Consider the following 16,804-nt stretch of genomic DNA (forward strand, 5'->3'; position numbering starts at 1 on the left):
GATGAGAGTCATGATCGGTAAGCAGTTTCCTCGGGTAATCGCAGCAGTAGTCGTAGCGTCCTTATTTGCACTGCCTGGCATGGGCCATGCTCACCATGCCGGTTCCTCCATACAAGCTGCAGAGGTTTCCGATACTGGGATCGTCTTCAAGTCTGGTTTTGCGCTCCCAGCCACGACATTGTTCGCCATGAAAGCCAACGATAGTTTTGCAGTTGAATTCCCCTTGCTGGGCGGCAAAACCATCGTCCACGAATCGCATACCGACATGGTCAATGGTGTCGCTTACTGGCATGGGCACTTGGCAGGGGATCGCTCCGCTCGTGTGACATTGCGTTTCGACGGGCAAACATTTGTTGGTGCAATCCGATATAACGGTGGTGAATTCGCGCTGGAGCAGACCAATAGCAAGTTGAGTGTGCAACCCGGCAAGCAGGCCAAGTTCGAGGCCCAGCAGGGTGATGTGGCGGGCTATCTGGCGGATAAGAACGGCAAACCTGTTTCCGTCCGTCCTGGTATGTATCAGATCAACCTGTCGGTTGAGACTTTGATGAACACTCAGCCCAACGAAATGGTGCAATTGCCTTTGCCCGATGGAAGCAAATTACCGTTGGTATTCACCGGGCGAGATGTTGGGCATGAAGGTGCGGTGGATTGGTATGGTTATTCCAGAGATGATGGGCAGGCATTCCAGGCAACGCTGACTATGGGGCCAGATGCTGTTTTTGGGGTTATTACAACACCCAAGACGGTCTATCGCCTGGAAACCGAATCTGGCAGAACTTATCTGGTGGATGTAAAGGCTGCTGGCTACAAGACGCCTGATCATCGCCACTATGACCTGAACGCACCGACAACCGCAGCGGCAGCATTGGTTGATCAGGTCAAAGCCATGCAAGGAGCGGCTACAACCGTGCCTGCGCAGCAAGTAGTAGCTACCGCAGCCAACACTGTTGCACCGACTGTTGATGTCCTGGTGTTGTACTCCAGCACATTCCGCCAAACCCTGGGTGATACTGGGTTCCCAGTGCGTATTCAGAACATTTTTGCGATTGCCAACCGGGCATTGGCGGATAGCCAAGTGAATGGGAAGCTACGTCCAGTTTTCCAGAAAGAGATTGCCTATGCGGACAATGATAACGGCGTGGCGCTGGGTGACTTGCAGGCCAATCGTGGGTTGTTTGCTGGTATCGAAGCCCTGCGTACCCAAACAGGTGCCGATCTGGTGACTTTTTTCCGCCCATTCAATTACGCCAAGTCGGGTGGCAGTTGTGGGGTTGGGTATGTGTTGGGTGCAAACCTGCGGCCAGACCTGATCCCTTTGCAAAAAGGTTATGCCTATACCGTGGTTTCAGACGGGCGTGACAAGGCGACCAGCTATTACTGTGACGACACGACCTTTGCACATGAGGTTGGTCATAACTTCGGCGCCATGCATGATTTGGCCCACTCGGGTACTGGCAAAGGTGCATATCAGGATTCGTATGGCTATGGCGTGAGCGGCAAGTTTGGCGATGTCATGAGCTATTACTGGCCTAAGGTTGGTGTCTATTCCAATCCGAATTTGAAGGTATGTGCCAACCAAGCCTGTGGCTCCGCGCAAGCCAACGTGGCTCGCACCATGCAGCTGAACTTCAAAGCGGTGTCGGAGTTCCGTGCAGCCGTTCCGGCACCGACACCAGTATCTCTGGCAGGTAGCGTATTGGATCGCAATACCCGTCGTGTGATTGCAAATGCGACAATCACGACAACAGACGCCAAAGCCAAATGCACCATTGGTAACAATGGCCTGTTCACCTGCACAACAGTCAGTGGTGCAAGCGGTGTCATCACCATCAAAGTCGCGGGCCGTATCGTTGAGCCTGCCAGCTACAGTTACAACGCCATCAAGTCCAATATCGCTGGATTGATGTTCACAGTTAGATGATTGGTTGTCCTTTCCCTCTCTGGCCGGCATCTGCCGGCTTTTTTTTCGCCCATGGTTCTGCTGATATGCAAAGTGACCAGCTGCTGGATTCCCGAATCCAGCCGAGTGGACATGTCCTGTTATACTGTTCCGCTATGCGGGCCATTGCCCGGTTTTCAAACTATATTGCCGATAACCCGTACTGTTGAGCCTATGCGCAGGCCGATATGATCGGTTGAACATGTTGACATGACTGCGTGATAGACCGAATCTACATGTCGGAAGACCGACATTCCAGCGGCTGATCCAGCGCATACAATGACATCAATGGTTCGGAGGGGACTCTCGCAACATGGCTTCATTTTTGGATAGTTTTTTCTCGCTGCTGGGCGTCGATTTCAGGTGGCGCATTCTTGTTGAGTATGCCCCCTTGTTCATGGACGGCATCCGGATGACCTTGATGGTCACCGTGATCGGCGTGGTGATGGGTACCGTACTGGGGCTGATGTCAGGCATGGCCCGGTTGGGAGAAGTCAAACATGGTCCTTGGCGGTACCCGGTCAAATATCTGATCCGCCTGCCCGCTGCCGCCTATGTCACCTTCTTTCGCGGCACGCCACTCTTTGTACAAATCTTGCTGATTCATTTTGCTTTGATGCCGGTGCTGATCCATCCGACAGATGGCTTGTTGTTTACAGGTGATACTGCCAGACATATCAAGCAGGAATATGGCGCTTTTCTGTCTGGCATCGTTGCGTTGAGCTTGAATGCCGGGGCCTATATTTCAGAGATCTTCCGCGCGGGCATCCAAAGCCTGGACAAAGGCCAGACCGAGGCCTCGCGCAGCCTGGGGCTCAATTATTGGCAAACCATGTATCACGTCGTGGTTCCCCAGGCGTTTCGGCGCATGCTACCGCCCTTGGGTAATGAGGCCATCATGCTGCTGAAGGACTCATCGCTGATTTCAGCGATAGGTTTGGCTGAGCTTGCATATGCGGCACGAACCGTGGCAGGGGCGTATTCCAGGTATTGGGAGCCCTATCTGGCCATTTCATTCATTTATCTGATCATGACGCTGTTGATGTCTGCGTTGGTTTCCCATCTGGAAAAGAGGTACGGCAAAGGTGATTCACGTTAAGGGTTTGCAAAAGGCCTATGGCTCAGTCCAGGTGTTGCGGGGTATCGACTGCGAAATCGCTGAGAAGGAAGTGGTCTGCGTCATCGGCCCATCCGGCTCGGGCAAGAGCACCTTTTTGCGCTGCATCAATGCGCTGGAAGAGATTACAGGCGGTGAGATCATTGCCAACGGCGTGTCGGTACACCATCCGGAGACGGATATAAACAAACTGCGCGCTGATGTCGGCATGGTGTTTCAACGGTTCAACCTGTTTCCACATATGACCGTGCTGGATAACATCTGTCTGGCACCCGTCATGGTGTGCAAGATCTCCCGTGAGGAAGCGGTCAATCGCGCCAAAGAGCTGTTGTTCAAGGTCGGCCTGTCGAACAAGGCTGATGCCTATCCGAATCAGCTGTCAGGAGGTCAGCAGCAGCGGGTGGCCATTGCGCGCGCTTTGGCAGTGCGCCCCAAAGTCATGTTGTTTGATGAGCCGACCTCGGCACTCGACCCGGAAATGGTCGGGGAGGTGCTCGACGTGATGAAAGGCTTGGCAGAGGAAGGGATGACCATGATCATTGTCACCCATGAGATGGGGTTCGCCAAAGAAGTCTCAGATCGTGTGTTCTTCATCGATCAGGGTGTCATCATCGAGCAAGGCCCGCCGGAGCAGATCTTCAGCGCACCAAAGCACGAGCGAACACGTGACTTCCTGAGCAAAGTCCTGTAACGAGTGGGTCACAAAGGCGGTGGTGATGTTCAGCGAGGTATGACCTCATGAGGCATCGTCTTCCACCGCTGTTTCCGCACACAGCTGTTGTCCAATGGTTTTACGGATAGTGCTTAGGTGGAAACAACACCGATCATGCCCGACATTGCTATGTCGGGCATTGTCATTTCTGTCCCCGGTCTGTTGTTGCCAGGTGTATCATGCGCGCTTTCAAGTCATGAAGTTTGGTTATGTCCCCACATCCCAGCGCCCCCATTGGGGTGTTCGACTCTGGTGTCGGCGGTCTGACGGTGGTCAGAGCGCTGATGGAACGCCTGCCGTTTGAAGATATCGTCTATTTTGGCGACACCGCGCGCGTACCTTATGGCGTGAAATCGGTGGATACCATTCGCCATTTCACTGCCCAGATCACCCAGTTTCTGCTGGAAAAACAGGTCAAGATGCTGATTGTTGCCTGCAATACCATGGCTGCCGTGGCGGTGGATGTAGTGCACCAATTGGCCAATGTGCCGGTATTGGACGTGATCGAAGCAGGGGCCCGCAACGCAGTCAACGTGTCGCGGTCGAATTCGATTGGTGTGATCGGCACTCCCACTACCATCAACAGCAATGCTTACGCCCGTAGCATCCATCACCTGAACCCTGGCGTCCGTGTGTTTTCACAGGCCTGCCCGTTGTTTGTGCCCTTGGTGGAGGAAGGCTGGCTGGATCACCCGGTCACTCGCATGACGGCACATGAGTACCTGCGTCCGATTTTTGTCGAACAGATCGATACGCTAGTGCTGGGTTGTACACATTACCCGTTGCTGAAACCCTTGCTACAGGAAGTGGCCGGCCCCGACATCGCCTTGGTGGACTCCGCAGCCGCTATGGCCGAGCAGACTGCGCAGATCCTTGCCGAGCGGCAATTGGCCAATCTGGCTCGTCATGCGCCGCGTTATCACTTTCATGTGACGGATATTCCACTGCGCTTTCAGACTATTGGTGAACGTTTTCTGGGTCGATCCCTGGCCAATGTCGACATGGTCAAATGGAATTGATTGCAGCATATTGCCTTTTGCTTATAATCATAGAAATAGCCATGTATATCAAGGCTTGCCAGTTGTAAGGGAACAACATGGCTGGCCACTGGGAAACACAGAAAAGAGGAGTATTCATGAACTCGTTTGTAGCGCGGTCTGTTCAAAAAGGATTGCTGATGGTGGTAGTGGCCGGGCTGGCCGCCTGTGCGACACCACCTGTGGAGCCCACCGCACCTGCGGTGCCGGCAGCGCCCGCGCCCGCCGTACCGGCAACCACCCCAGCGCCTGAATCGGCGCAGAGTGAGTGGATCGGCAATTTTGAAGGCAAGTGGACAGTCGATGGGCTGGGGCATTCAGGCAAGGCAACACTGAAGATCACGGCAGTCAATGGGAATCAGATTGCTGGCGAGGCAACTTGGTTTGACACACCGTTTGGCGATTTGACCGAGCCAGTGTGGCAAAGCGAGATCAAAGCGGATGGCAGCTTGATGGTGCGCCATAAGAACAACGCGGAGTATGTGCTGAAGCTGGCAAACCGTAAGTTGCGCGGTAACTTCAAGTATGAGGTGTATACCGGTACGCTGGATATGGATCGTAAGTAACGACTGATCCATCCAATCAGGAAAAGCGGCAGATGGCCGCTTTTTCTTTTTGTGGCAAGCTGATAGTCACGTCCTGCTGTAGCGGACACATGGCACATGTTAAAATGGCCGACTTTTCTGCTACATCGGGAAGCTCCCCATGAACCTCACTGCCCTGACCGCATTGTCTCCGCTCGATGGCCGTTATCAATCACAGGTTGCCGGCTTACGCCCGCATTTCAGCGAATATGCGTTGTTCCATAACCGTATCAAAGTCGAAGTCGAGTGGTTGAAAGCGCTGGCGGCAGAGCCTGCCATTGCTGAGATTGCCCCCTTTTCCAAGGGCACCATCGAGCAGCTGGACTATGTCGTTGCCCATTTCGGTGAGCTTGATGCAGAGCAGGTGAAAGCGATCGAATCACGGACCAACCACGATGTGAAGGCGATCGAGTACTGGCTGAAGGAACGCTTGTCCGACAACCCAGAGGTGATCAAGGCCAGCGAGTTCATCCACTTTGCCTGTACATCGGAAGACATCAATAATCTGTCGCATGCTTTGATGCTGAAGGCCGGACGTGACCAAGTAGTGTTGCCGCAGCTCGACAGCATCATCACCAAGCTGGCTGAGCTGGCCCATGATCTGGCGGATGTGCCGATGATGAGCCGCACACACGGCCAGCCAGCCAGCCCCTCCACGATGGGCAAAGAGATGGCGAATGTAGTGTATCGTCTGCGCCGCCAGCGCGACCAGATGGCGGCGGTGCCATTACTGGGCAAGATCAATGGCGCTGTGGGTAACTACAATGCCCATTTGTCCGCTTACCCAGGCTTCGATTGGGAAAGCTTTGCTCAGCGCTTCGTCGAAAGCCTGGGGCTGACCTTCAACCCGTACACCATCCAGATCGAGCCACATGATTACATGGCGGAGTTGTATGACGCGATCAGCCGCGCCAATACCATCCTGATTGACCTGGATCGCGATATCTGGGGCTATATTTCGCTGGGCTATTTCAAGCAAAAGGTCAAAGCGGGTGAGGTGGGCAGCTCGACAATGCCACACAAGGTCAACCCAATCGATTTCGAAAATTCAGAGGGCAACCTGGGCCTGGCCAATGCCATCCTGAACCATCTTTCGCAGAAACTGCCGATCAGCCGCTGGCAGCGTGACCTGACTGACTCGACCGTACTCCGTAATATGGGGGTGGCGCTGGGTTACTCCATGTTGGGTTATGTCGCGCTGGCGCGTGGCCTGGGTAAGCTGGAGGCCAATCCACAGCTGATGCATGATGATCTGGATGCGAACTGGGAAGTGCTGGCCGAGCCGATTCAGACGGTGATGCGCCGCTATGGTGTACCCAATCCGTATGAGCAGTTGAAGGAGCTGACCCGAGGTAAAGCGGGGATCAGCAAAGAGGTGTTGCATACCTTCATCCAGGGCTTGAACATCCCACAAGACGCCAAACAGCGCCTGCTGGACATGACTCCCTGGAGTTACACCGGTAAAGCAGCGGAATTGGCCAAACGGATCTGATTATCGCTTTACCAACACCTAGCCCGCCTGCCATGGCGGGCTTTTTGCTTTTGGTGATCGGTCAGACACTGGCCTGGGCCATGTTTTCGAGCAATGCCTGGCAGCGCTCGGACAAGTCACGCGACAGCGTCGTGGCCTGGTCGAGATGGCCATCACGCACGGCATGCTCTGCCGCCTCTGCCAAGTTTGCCGTGCCGGTCAGGCCCAGTTGACGGGTGCTGCCTTTCAGTTTGTGAGTGGCCTGCCGCAAGGCGGTCGGGTCGCCGGCTTTGGTTGCCGCGTCAATTTGGGCAATGCCCTCCTGCAGCCCTTGTCGGAGTGAGACGAGCAATTCTTCGCCAAGCGAAGTGCCCAGATCATTCGACAGCTGTTCGAGGGTGCCATGCAATGACTGGATGTCCAACGAGATGTCATCCAAATCACGTGTGGGCTGTTCAACCGGTTCCGGTGTCGTGGTGGTGGGGGGCGGGGCGCTGGTCTTCAAGGTGTCTTGTTTTTGAGCGGTGACCCACTTGCGCACGACAGCTTCCAGGCTGGTTTGGGAAATCGGCTTGGGAAGAAAGTCATTCATGCCGACATCAAAGCATCGTTGTCGATCCGACTCGAACACGTTGGCGGTCAAGGCAATGATCGGCACAACGGCATTGGGCGGTGCCAGCCTACGGATCTCAGTGGTTGCCTGATAGCCGTCCATCACCGGCATCTGACAGTCCATGAAGATCAGGTCGTATTGGCGAGCCATGGCGGCATGCAGGCCTTCCTCGCCATTGCTGGCAACATCAATCCGGCAATTGAGCTTTTGCAGCATCAGTGTAGCCAGGCGTTGGTTGACGGGGTTGTCCTCCACCAGCAACACAAAAGGCTTGGCGACACCTGCTTGCTCAGCCAGCGTCCGGATGGTGATGAGCTCTTTGCTGGGCATGTCGCCAGGGCTATTCAACACCAGCCGCAGGCATTCGATCATCTGTTCCTGGCGGATAGGCTTGGTGATATAGCTATTGAAACCATTGGCTGCCGCAAGCCGCCCTTGGCCGTGCATGGCCATCGATGTGGCCATCACCATCGGCAGCTGCGCCCAGCGGGGCATCTCGCGGATGGCTTTGCCCAATTGCAGGCCATCCATATCCGGCATCTGCATATCCACCACCGCCAGATCGAATCGGGCCGATTGCTCCCGCAGGCGTGCCAATGCCGCATCACCACTGGAGACAGCCTCGACGGTCATTCCCGCATCGGCCAATTGCAATGTGATCAGCTCGCGATTGGTTTCGTTGTCGTCGATGATCAGGCAATGCCGACCGGCAAGATCCGCCGAGGGGAGAGGTGCGATTTTCCGGTCGATGAAAGGCAAGGGGATTTGAAAATAGAAGGTTGCCCCTTTTCCCTCTTCACTTTCCAGGCCGATTGTGCCGCCCATGGCATGAATCAGGCGTTGGCAGATCGATAGGCCGAGCCCTGTGCCACCGAATTTGCGTGTGGTCGAGGCATCGGCCTGGCTGAATGGCTTGAATAGTTTTTTCTGAACATCCAGTGGAATGCCGATACCGGTATCCACCACTTCGACTCTGAATGCCACCCGATTCGATTCGTTGGGCAGCTCATCCGAGCTGGCTCGCACGGTCACTTCGCCTTTCGATGTGAATTTGATGGCATTGTTGACCAGATTCAGCACGACCTGTCGTAAGCGGCTTGGGTCGCCCACCAGCCGGAACGGCACCATCGGCTTCACCAGGTGGGCCAGCTCCAGCCCTTTGCTGGTGGCACGCTCGGATGCCAGGCCCATGACGCTCTCCAGTAACTGTCGTGGGTCGAACTCAATGGATTCAAGCTCCAGCTTGCCGGATTCGACTTTCGACAGATCCAGGATGTCGTTGATCAATGACAACAAGGCATCGCTGGCCACCCGCACAGATTGTACGTATTCCTGCTGCTCACCAGTCAGCGCAGTTTCAGACAGCAGGTTGGAAAAGCCGATCACCGCATTCATCGGGGTGCGGATTTCATGGCTCATATTAGCCAGGAAGTCGGACTTGGCGCGGCTGGCATCTTCAGCCTCCTGGCGGGCTTCCTCCAATGCCATTTCCTGTCGCTTGATGTCGTCGATATCGACATGGATTCCCAGCATCCGTGTGGGTGAGCCAGTCTCATCACGTTCGATCACTTTGCCGATACTGCTGACCCATTTCCACTCGCCCGGCGCCGTCAACATGCGGAAATGGGCCGTGTAGATGGCACTTTCATCGGCAAAATGAGCCTGCAGTGCTGCCTCCACTGCAGCCTGGTCGTCGGGGTGTATCAACCTGCGGAGCACTTGTCCATGTTGATCAAGTCGGCGCTCATCGTAGCCCAGCATCGTTGCCCAATGCCCGGCCACGATCATTTGATCTGTATGAGGGTGCCAATCCCAGATGCCCAGCTCGGCGCAATCGATGGTCAGCTGCAGGCGGCGCTCCTGCTCGATCAGGGCTGCTTCGCTGGCTAGTTTCTCTGTGATGTCCTTGGCGGAGCCCACAATCCGCCGGACCGACCCATCTGAATTGTGCTCGGCCAGTGCTGCGACACTCAGGCTGCAGGTTTCGAGCCGCAGCAGACATTCGCCCCGATTCTTGCTTGGGTTGCTGAGGGAGGCGAGCAAGGCCTGCAGGCGGGTTTGCTCATCAGGCGGGAAATAGGCCAGCCATGTCGTCAGGTGATCTGGCAGCTCCCTGGCAGGGCAATGCAGCCGATCTGACCAGAATGGCGCCAGCCAGAGGTGGTCAGTCTGGGGAATCCATTCAAAAATACCCTCACCTGTCGCCTCGACCGCCAAGACGAATCGCTCAGCCTGGGTTCGTGCATTCTGACTCATGCTCTCTGCCAGCCGTTGTGCGCGCATCCGGCCCGTGACCACCAAGTGGACGATCATGCCTAGCAACAGGCTCAAGATGGCACCGAGCGTCAGAATGGCATTGGGCAGGTGGGTCGCACCTGTTTCAATATCCTCCGCATTGGTGGCGACTACCGTCCAGTAACGGCCCGCGACCTCTACCTGCACCTGGTGAGTGAGTTGATTTCTGGCGGCCACCACGAGGTGGTTACCATGTGGGTGCTGCTCCGTGGGGGACGCATCGTGGTGATCATGGTTGATGATCAGGTAACGGTCGTTGATTTTCGTGCCATCATAAATGGCAATATCCAATGCGTTGAGATCTTTGTGGATGACGTGCTCCAGCATGACATCCAGATTGATCGGCAGATAGAGCCAGCCATAGACTTCGGCCTGCCGCAAGGCCACGGTGGGTGGGGCCAAGCCCGACAGATAGACGGGGGCGACCATGATGATGCCGGGTATCTCCCTGCGACCCTCTGCCATTTGTACCGGGCCGGAAATCGCCGGCTCACCTTTCTCTGTCGCCTTCTCGACAGCGGCCCGTCGAATGACCTCGCTACGGAAATCGAGCCCGAGGGATGAACGGTGCGCGGCCATTGGTTCGGCGTACTCGACGATATAGTGCTCCTGCCGGACGATGGCCTCATTCGACAGCGATTTCAGCTGTATGGGCAACCCAAGCTTGGCGCCGGTGATCTCAAGAAACGAGGGCAAGTCTTGCCTGGATACCCGCCTGATCAAGCCAAGCCCAACCACGCCGATGCTGTGTTGGTCCTCGGTCACCAGCATCGCCGCACGCCGGAACTCATCTGCATTCGGATTCTGATTGGTCAGAAACAAGGAGCGCAGCCCGTCGAGCGAGTGAGCGTACATCTGGATTTGTGACTTCAGATCGTCAGCAAATTTCTCAACCTGGTGTTGAAACGCAGTATTGATCCGGGCAGCTTGTTGCTGCTGCGCATAGTTGGCGAAGATCACCGTCGCGGCTGCACCAATGGCAAGGGCAAGCAAGGACGGGAGCAGGTGTTTGAGCTGTTGCATGGCACCTTCAAGTAAGAGTGCATATCTCTTGATATAGCTTATTCAGCCGTGCCCTGATGCATCCATGTTGTCGATTGGAATGGGCGAGCCATCATCATACGAGCGAATTGTGTTCAAGACGTGTACTGCAGCATGGCCTGCTGTGGTGCGCTCCGCATCTTTCTTCAAGTGGCGGTTATGGTGGTTGGTAGTGATTTTTAAATAGATAAATTCTATTATTTTAATAATAACAATCAATTTTATAAATTACGTAGTGGGCTATACCATCGCTTCATCTGCAGTTTGCGCAGTGAATTCAGAAAGGACATCCCATGAAAACCGTTGGTCAGAAGGTAGAAGCATTCTCTGTTGTTGGTGTAAAGCCTGGTTTCAACAACCATGAAGAAAACGGCGTCTCTGCATTTGAGACCGTGACGGAGGCTTCCTTCGCCGGCAAGTGGAAGATCGTCTATTTCTACCCGAAAGATTTCACGTTTGTGTGCCCAACCGAGATCGTCGAATTCAACAAGCTGGCCAAGCAGTTTGAAGAGCGTGACGCGGTGCTGCTGGGGGGCTCGACTGACAATGAATTCGTCAAGCTGGCCTGGCGACGTGACCATAAAGACCTGGATCGCTTGGCGCACTGGCAGTTTGCCGATGTGACTGGCTCTCTGGTTGACCAGCTGGGGGTGCGTGACGCCGCTGCCGGTGTTGCACTGCGCGCCACATTTGTGATCGACCCTGACAATGTCATCCAGCATGTTTCCGTCAACAATCTGAACGTTGGGCGCAACCCTGCGGAAATCCTGCGTATTCTGGATGGCCTGCAGACAGATGAGCTGTGCCCTTGCAACCGTCCGGTTGGCGGCGCCACGCTGTGATTTCCTACGGGCGATTCGCCCCCAGGCGCTGCTGACGCTGCTATCAGCTGCGCTACCAAAGCTGGGCGCCGATGATGCGTGGTGCCCAGCTTGCCGCCGTAGCCCAACTGGGTTGGGCGGGGAGGGGGGCAGATTGCAGGCTGATATGTGATGCATGCATGCAAGGAGTAGAGATGATGGAGTTTCTGGAGCCGATCAAAGCCAAGATTCCGGATTTCGCCAAAGATGTCCGTTTGAATCTCGATAGCGCCATCCTGCGCTCAAGCCTGACCCCGCAAGACGCGGTGGGGGCTGCGCTGGCTGCGGCGTTTGCCGCCAAGAGCCCCGAGCTGGTGGCGGTCTTCCGTCAAAGTGGAGTGCTGTCGCCGGAGGAAGAACAAGCTGCTTTGAGTGCAGCCGCAATCATGGGCATGACCAATGTCTATTACAGCTTTGTCGATATGGCGAGCGATGCCGATCTGAAAACCCTGCCCGCCCAGATTCGCATGAATGCCTATCAAAACCACGGCGGCGTGGATAAGCGCCGATTCGAGCTGTATGCCTTGTCGGCCAGCGCAGTGGGTAAATGCAAGTTCTGCGTGTCATCCCACGCCGATGTGTTGAAACAGGAAGGCATGAATGCGACTGCTTTGCGTGATATCGGGCGGATCGCAGCAGTGGTGACTGCCGCCGCGCAAGTGCTGGCTTTGGGAGCGTAAGCTTCAATCCATGACGCGTCATTTCAGGCGCGTTTTTTTGATGTTAAAGTTGCATTTTTAATGCATGTTTAATATGATGACCATCAGGATAGAAGTGAAAGCTCACTGATATGCAATTGACTCGATTTACTGATCTCGGCCTGCGGGTGCTGATGTATCTGACTTATCACGACCGTGACGGTTATGTGACCATCAGCGAGATTGCCGACCAATTCGCGGTTCCCCATAACCATCTGATCAAGGTCGTGAACAAGTTGGGCAAGCTGGGTTGGATCTATGCTGTGCGGGGTCGCAACGGCGGATTGAAATTGGTGTCTGAGCCCAGCCAGCTGAAACTGGGCCGGATTCTGCGGGAGCTGGAAGGTAGCACCCAATTGATCGATTGCGAGACACCGGTCTGCGCATTGAATGCGGGCTGTCGGTTGAAGGCCGCGCTGGATGTCGGCCTGGAAGCCTTTTATACAGCGATGGATACCTATACCCTGGCTGATATCGTGGCCACCCCGACGGGTGACAAGATCATCCAGATGCATCGGCAATACATCAACCTGCATTTGGCATGACAGAGATCGATCCGTAGACAAGGGCTGGGCCGCTACCGTCACCGGCTGTGATAGGGCCGCCAAATGGCGCCCCCAGGGCCTCGTTTTGCCCGAAAAACCGCTAGACGTGAGCCATGCGGCCATGCCAGCAGCGCTTGGCCCAGCACGATGCAATGTCGTTTTGAAGATGAAGTGAGATGGTGATGCAAGATATAGCCCAGTTGATTGGTAAAGAGCAGGTGGCCAAGGTGGTCAGCCAGTTTTATCAGGCGATCCGACAGCATGAGACGCTGAAGGAACCTTTTTTGATTGTGGCGGATTGGCCGCACCATGAAGAGATTCTGACCCATTTCTGGTGGGTGACCCTGGGTGGCGAGCGCTATCTCGATTACACCTATCAAGTGGCCCCGAAACATATGCAGGCGGGTTTTACCCCCGCGTTGCTGGTGGACTGGCTGGCATTGTTCGAGCAGACCATCTCGCAATGTCTGCCAGCTGATCTGGCTACGCCCTGGTTGGAACGGGCTCATCGGATAGGTAAATCGCTGGTGCTGTTACACCAATTCCACGCAGACAATCAGGTGGCAATCGACTCGTAACGGGTTGTGCGCCCTGTTGTTGTGTGCTTTGGCAGTTGTATTGAAAGGAGTACACCATGGCAATGAACCACCCTGACGCATTTCTTCCGCTGGCCAATACTATGATTGTAGCGGGGGCGACACTGAGTGGGCTGGCCGTCTGGCTGGCTTACGGGCCCGCCACCAGCCAGCTGTCGCTGACGACGCAGGTAGCCAGCCATATGTTGTTGATGGTGTTGCCTGGTTTGTTCAAAATAGGTTGCGTCATCCGTCTTGCCGCGCTGCATGAAAAACAGGTGCAGCAGGTGGGAACTTGCTCGGTCTTTTCCATGTCTTAAAAGTTGTATTTTATATATAACTATATAGGGAGCCATTGTGCTGACACCTGAAACCTTGTCCCTCATCCAAGCAACCGTACCCGTATTGAGAGAGCATGTCGAGGACATCACCCGCCATTTCTATAACCGCATGTTTACCCATCACCCCGAGCTCAAAAACCTGTTCAACCTGGGCAACCAGGCATCCGGCGAACAGCAGCAAGCACTGGCTGGGGCTGTGTACGCTTACGCTGCCAACATTCATAACCCAGCAGCGTTGGCGCCGGTGTTGGAGCGCATCGCCCATAAGCACGCCAGCCTGGGAATCACACCGCCGCAGTATCTGATCGTAGGGCGTCATCTGCTGGCCGCCATCGCAGAAGTATTGGGCAAGGCAGCCACACCTGACATCCTGGCGGCCTGGGATCAGGCTTATTGGCTGTTGGCCATGGAGCTGGTCGCGATCGAGGCCAAACTGTATCAACAAGCTGGATGGCAAGCTGGCCAAACCTGGCGACAGGTCAAGGTGACCAAGATCGAGCCCGCATCGCAGGACGCCTTGAGCTTTTACCTGCAAGATCCGCAGGGCGGTGTGCTGCCAACCTTCCTGGCTGGGCAATACCTGAGTGTCGCACTGGACGTACCCGCCTTGGGTCTGCGCCAGATCCGGCAATACAGCTTCTCCAATGCTCCGGATGACCGTACCTGGCGCATCACTGTTCGCCGTGTCGCACAGGCGGATACCCCGGCAGGCATGATCTCCAACCAACTGCATGACACAGTCAAAGTAGGGGATTGGCTGGAGGTCGGCCCGCCATCAGGCGAGTTCACGCTCGATCAGACCACGGACCGACCCATCCTATTACTCGGCGCGGGCGTTGGCGTGACCCCGCTGGTGTCCATGCTCAAACAGCTGATCCGCACCCAGCCACACCGCCAGGTTCTGCTGGGCTTGGCCGGCACATCGACCCAATATCTACCACTCTGGCAAGATGTCCGCACAGACTTGGCAGGTTTACCCAACGCCACCTGCCATCTCTGGCTTGAGCAGCCGGACATGACGCCGCCGACAGAGGCACACATACACCCGGGACGCATGAATCTATCTGACCTGGACAGCATCCCGCTGGATGCTGAAATCTACCTCTGTGGATCGCTACCCTTCATGCGTGCTCAGCGGGAATGGTTACTGGCAAATGGATTCGATGTGTCACAGATCCGCTACGAAGTCTTCGGCCCGGATCTGCTGGGTGGCCTGGATTGACCCGCCTCGCAGGCCCGGTGCACGGGCCGCCAATAGTGTAGGGCAGCACAACGGCCCACCCCTGCCGATCTGGTGTTCCTGCAGATTCAGATATGAGCTGCCCCGGCTCAAAGCGCGGTGGGCTTGGCTGAATGGCAGCACACCACCCCAGCCACCCTGCGAGCACGACCCACGGCTTTGCAGCGTAGCCGTCATGGGCTCGTGTTGCCAACAAAGGGTTGTGGCTGGGGGCGCGTCTGCAGACAGCCAGCCAAGCCCTTTGGTGGTGCCCTTTACACCATCATACCCAGCTGTGCCCCATGACACATGCGGGGCATCAGTGCTCAGGGGGCATGGGCGGGTCTTGGTAGTCGGTGTCGATCTGGTGGCCGGCAGCTTTTGCCTTGGCCTCTTCAGCTGCCCGTTCAGCATGTGACACTGGGAGCGATTTCAGCCAGACAGCACGCCAATCGCGTCTTTCTTCCGGTGCCATGCCATCCTGCATGGCATGGGTCATAGGCCGTAGGTTGATAGACATGAAATAAGCACCCGGCTTTTGTGGGTCGCGCTTGGTGATGTCGTGGGACAGCGTAATCTGCATCTCGACGTGATTGGCGTGAAAATTCCAATGCAGGCTATCTCCTAATGCCATCCATTCGTCCAGCGTAGGCATGTACTCTGGGCGAAGGTTGAATTTGGCATCGATGTCTTTTTCTTCTGCTACCCGTCGTAGGATTTCCTTGGCCATGAGCCTGGGGTAGGATTCCGAAAGATACGGCTTCCACCCTGCTTTCACGATGTCATCCAGCAGCTTGAAGAATGCCTGCCGGGCCTGGTCGTGCATTTCTTCTTTATTCTCGGTCAGGCCGCTATTGATCCATATCTCAGATATGTTTTCATTTGGAAAGTCTAAATTGTATGGTCCAGTAATACTCAATACAGCAGGTATTTCGATACTATTTCTCCCAAACTCAAATAATATTTTCGCTTGATTTTTTCCGCCATTTTTGGGAAAGCGAACTTTATAAAAATTTACGCCAGCAGGTTGCTTATCCACCTGCATATTTGGAAATTTTGCTTGCCAGCTGGCAACAGGCTCAAACAGCGATAGCGAGATCGGGGAAGCAGCGGTGATTGAGGTGTTCATAGATTGTTTTTCTTTGCTGGTAGGTTCAGTTTGCTTCGAATCAGTACAACCGAGTAGAGTCAATGCCAGCAACAGACTGGCTGTCAATGTGTGACCCCTCATACCTTTCATTGCGCATCCTCTCGGGCCTTGGCCAGGGCCCAATCAGCAATCGCGCTCAGCTGGATTTCCATGAAAGCAGTTTGAGTTTGCATGAGATGGTGAAAATGTTTAGCTGCATCCGCGATCCAGCCCATACGGCTTTGATAATCCTCCACAATCATATCTTCTGGCGCTTCTGACTTCAGCTTAGGGTCATCCGTTTCACAATGATTGGTGAACACAATCTGCTGCTTGGGAGAAATCCAGCGGATCGGCCAGCTGCGCATGGTGGCCAGAGCCCGCTTGAAATCCGCCTGCTCGTAAATCAAGGGCTGTAGCACCATGCCTTGCTCGTGCTTGGCGATGGCCATCAGATGTTCAAGTTGATACCCGGCTTTTTTCTTTTTGTCTGATATCGCTTCAATCTTGGGTATCAGCCGGAACGCTTCTTCAATAAACGGCGAAATCTGCAGGTGCTTCAAAATCGGCAAGGATTCCTCCGCCCAGGGCTGCAGTTGCAGGTTGCGCAGCACCGGATCATGGC

General features: G+C 55.1%; 16 protein-coding genes. 12 read left to right on the forward strand and 4 right to left on the reverse strand.

The features are described from left to right. Window positions 1-10: 10 nt before the first annotated feature. From HNQ59_RS03695 to purB, 6 genes are all read left to right on the forward strand, one after another. Window positions 11-1,924 carry a reprolysin-like metallopeptidase gene (locus tag HNQ59_RS03695; RefSeq protein ID WP_184035327.1) on the forward strand — a complete coding sequence of 638 codons (1,914 nt, stop codon included), beginning with the start codon at window positions 11-13 and terminating at the stop codon, window positions 1,922-1,924. 331 nt (window positions 1,925-2,255) lie between these two features. Next, window positions 2,256-3,041 carry an amino acid ABC transporter permease gene (locus HNQ59_RS03700; RefSeq protein WP_184035329.1) on the forward strand — a complete coding sequence of 262 codons (786 nt, stop codon included), beginning with the start codon at window positions 2,256-2,258 and terminating at the stop codon, window positions 3,039-3,041. Continuing rightward, window positions 3,028-3,750 (forward strand): ATP-binding cassette domain-containing protein, encoded by a 723-nt coding sequence (locus HNQ59_RS03705; protein WP_184035331.1) that lies wholly within the window; start codon window positions 3,028-3,030, stop codon window positions 3,748-3,750. The genes HNQ59_RS03700 and HNQ59_RS03705 overlap by 14 nt, the downstream gene beginning before the upstream one ends. A 230-nt stretch (window positions 3,751-3,980) precedes the next feature. Then, window positions 3,981-4,790, forward strand: coding sequence for a glutamate racemase (gene murI / locus HNQ59_RS03710; protein WP_184035333.1), 810 nt, complete (start codon window positions 3,981-3,983; stop codon window positions 4,788-4,790). Between the two features lie 116 nt (window positions 4,791-4,906). Beyond that, window positions 4,907-5,374 carry a hypothetical protein gene (locus HNQ59_RS03715; RefSeq protein WP_184035335.1) on the forward strand — a complete coding sequence of 156 codons (468 nt, stop codon included), beginning with the start codon at window positions 4,907-4,909 and terminating at the stop codon, window positions 5,372-5,374. 139 nt (window positions 5,375-5,513) lie between these two features. Then, window positions 5,514-6,884, forward strand: coding sequence for an adenylosuccinate lyase (gene purB / locus HNQ59_RS03720; protein ID WP_184035337.1), 1,371 nt, complete (start codon window positions 5,514-5,516; stop codon window positions 6,882-6,884). 61 nt (window positions 6,885-6,945) lie between these two features. Here the strand turns inward: purB and HNQ59_RS03725 are convergent, their stop codons facing one another. Then, window positions 6,946-10,794, reverse strand: a complete 3,849-nt coding sequence (locus HNQ59_RS03725; protein ID WP_184035339.1) for a response regulator — start codon at window positions 10,792-10,794, stop codon at window positions 6,946-6,948. A gap of 311 nt (window positions 10,795-11,105) precedes the next feature. On the opposite strand from HNQ59_RS03725, the gene HNQ59_RS03730 reads away from it, so the two are divergent. The 6 genes from HNQ59_RS03730 to HNQ59_RS03755 all read left to right on the forward strand — a co-directional run bounded on the left by HNQ59_RS03730 (window position 11,106) and on the right by HNQ59_RS03755 (window position 15,053). After that, complete coding sequence (locus tag HNQ59_RS03730) at window positions 11,106-11,654, forward strand: peroxiredoxin (protein WP_184035342.1); 549 nt, start codon at window positions 11,106-11,108, stop codon at window positions 11,652-11,654. 176 nt (window positions 11,655-11,830) lie between these two features. Continuing rightward, entirely contained in the window at window positions 11,831-12,352 is a 522-nt protein-coding gene (locus tag HNQ59_RS03735) for a carboxymuconolactone decarboxylase family protein (RefSeq protein WP_184035421.1), read from the forward strand. A gap of 110 nt (window positions 12,353-12,462) precedes the next feature. Further along, entirely contained in the window at window positions 12,463-12,915 is a 453-nt protein-coding gene (locus tag HNQ59_RS03740; RefSeq protein WP_184035344.1) for an Rrf2 family transcriptional regulator, read from the forward strand. A 182-nt stretch (window positions 12,916-13,097) separates the two neighbouring features. Then, a complete protein-coding gene (locus HNQ59_RS03745) occupies window positions 13,098-13,493 on the forward strand; it encodes a group III truncated hemoglobin (protein WP_184035346.1) in 396 nt (131 codons plus the stop codon). 56 nt (window positions 13,494-13,549) lie between these two features. Beyond that, window positions 13,550-13,810, forward strand: coding sequence for a hypothetical protein (locus tag HNQ59_RS03750; RefSeq protein ID WP_184035349.1), 261 nt, complete (start codon window positions 13,550-13,552; stop codon window positions 13,808-13,810). A gap of 37 nt (window positions 13,811-13,847) precedes the next feature. Further along, window positions 13,848-15,053 carry a globin domain-containing protein gene (locus HNQ59_RS03755; RefSeq protein ID WP_184035352.1) on the forward strand — a complete coding sequence of 402 codons (1,206 nt, stop codon included), beginning with the start codon at window positions 13,848-13,850 and terminating at the stop codon, window positions 15,051-15,053. On the opposite strand, the gene HNQ59_RS03760 is transcribed toward HNQ59_RS03755, so the two are convergent. The 3 genes from HNQ59_RS03760 to HNQ59_RS03770 all read right to left on the reverse strand — a co-directional run. Then, on the reverse strand, window positions 15,000-15,248 hold the full coding sequence (locus tag HNQ59_RS03760; RefSeq protein WP_184035355.1) for a hypothetical protein: 249 nt from the start codon (window positions 15,246-15,248) through the stop codon (window positions 15,000-15,002). The genes HNQ59_RS03755 and HNQ59_RS03760 overlap by 54 nt on opposite strands. 121 nt (window positions 15,249-15,369) lie before the next feature. Beyond that, window positions 15,370-16,290 carry a hypothetical protein gene (locus HNQ59_RS03765; protein ID WP_184035358.1) on the reverse strand — a complete coding sequence of 307 codons (921 nt, stop codon included), beginning with the start codon at window positions 16,288-16,290 and terminating at the stop codon, window positions 15,370-15,372. After that, window positions 16,287-16,804, reverse strand: a 518-nt coding sequence (locus HNQ59_RS03770) for a DUF2515 family protein (RefSeq protein ID WP_425491326.1), incomplete at its 5' end; no start/stop codon positions are given. The genes HNQ59_RS03770 and HNQ59_RS03765, both read right to left, overlap by 4 nt.

Origin of the sequence: Chitinivorax tropicus, from assembly GCF_014202905.1 — a bacterium.
Lineage (GTDB): Bacteria > Pseudomonadota > Gammaproteobacteria > Burkholderiales > SCOH01 > Chitinivorax > Chitinivorax tropicus.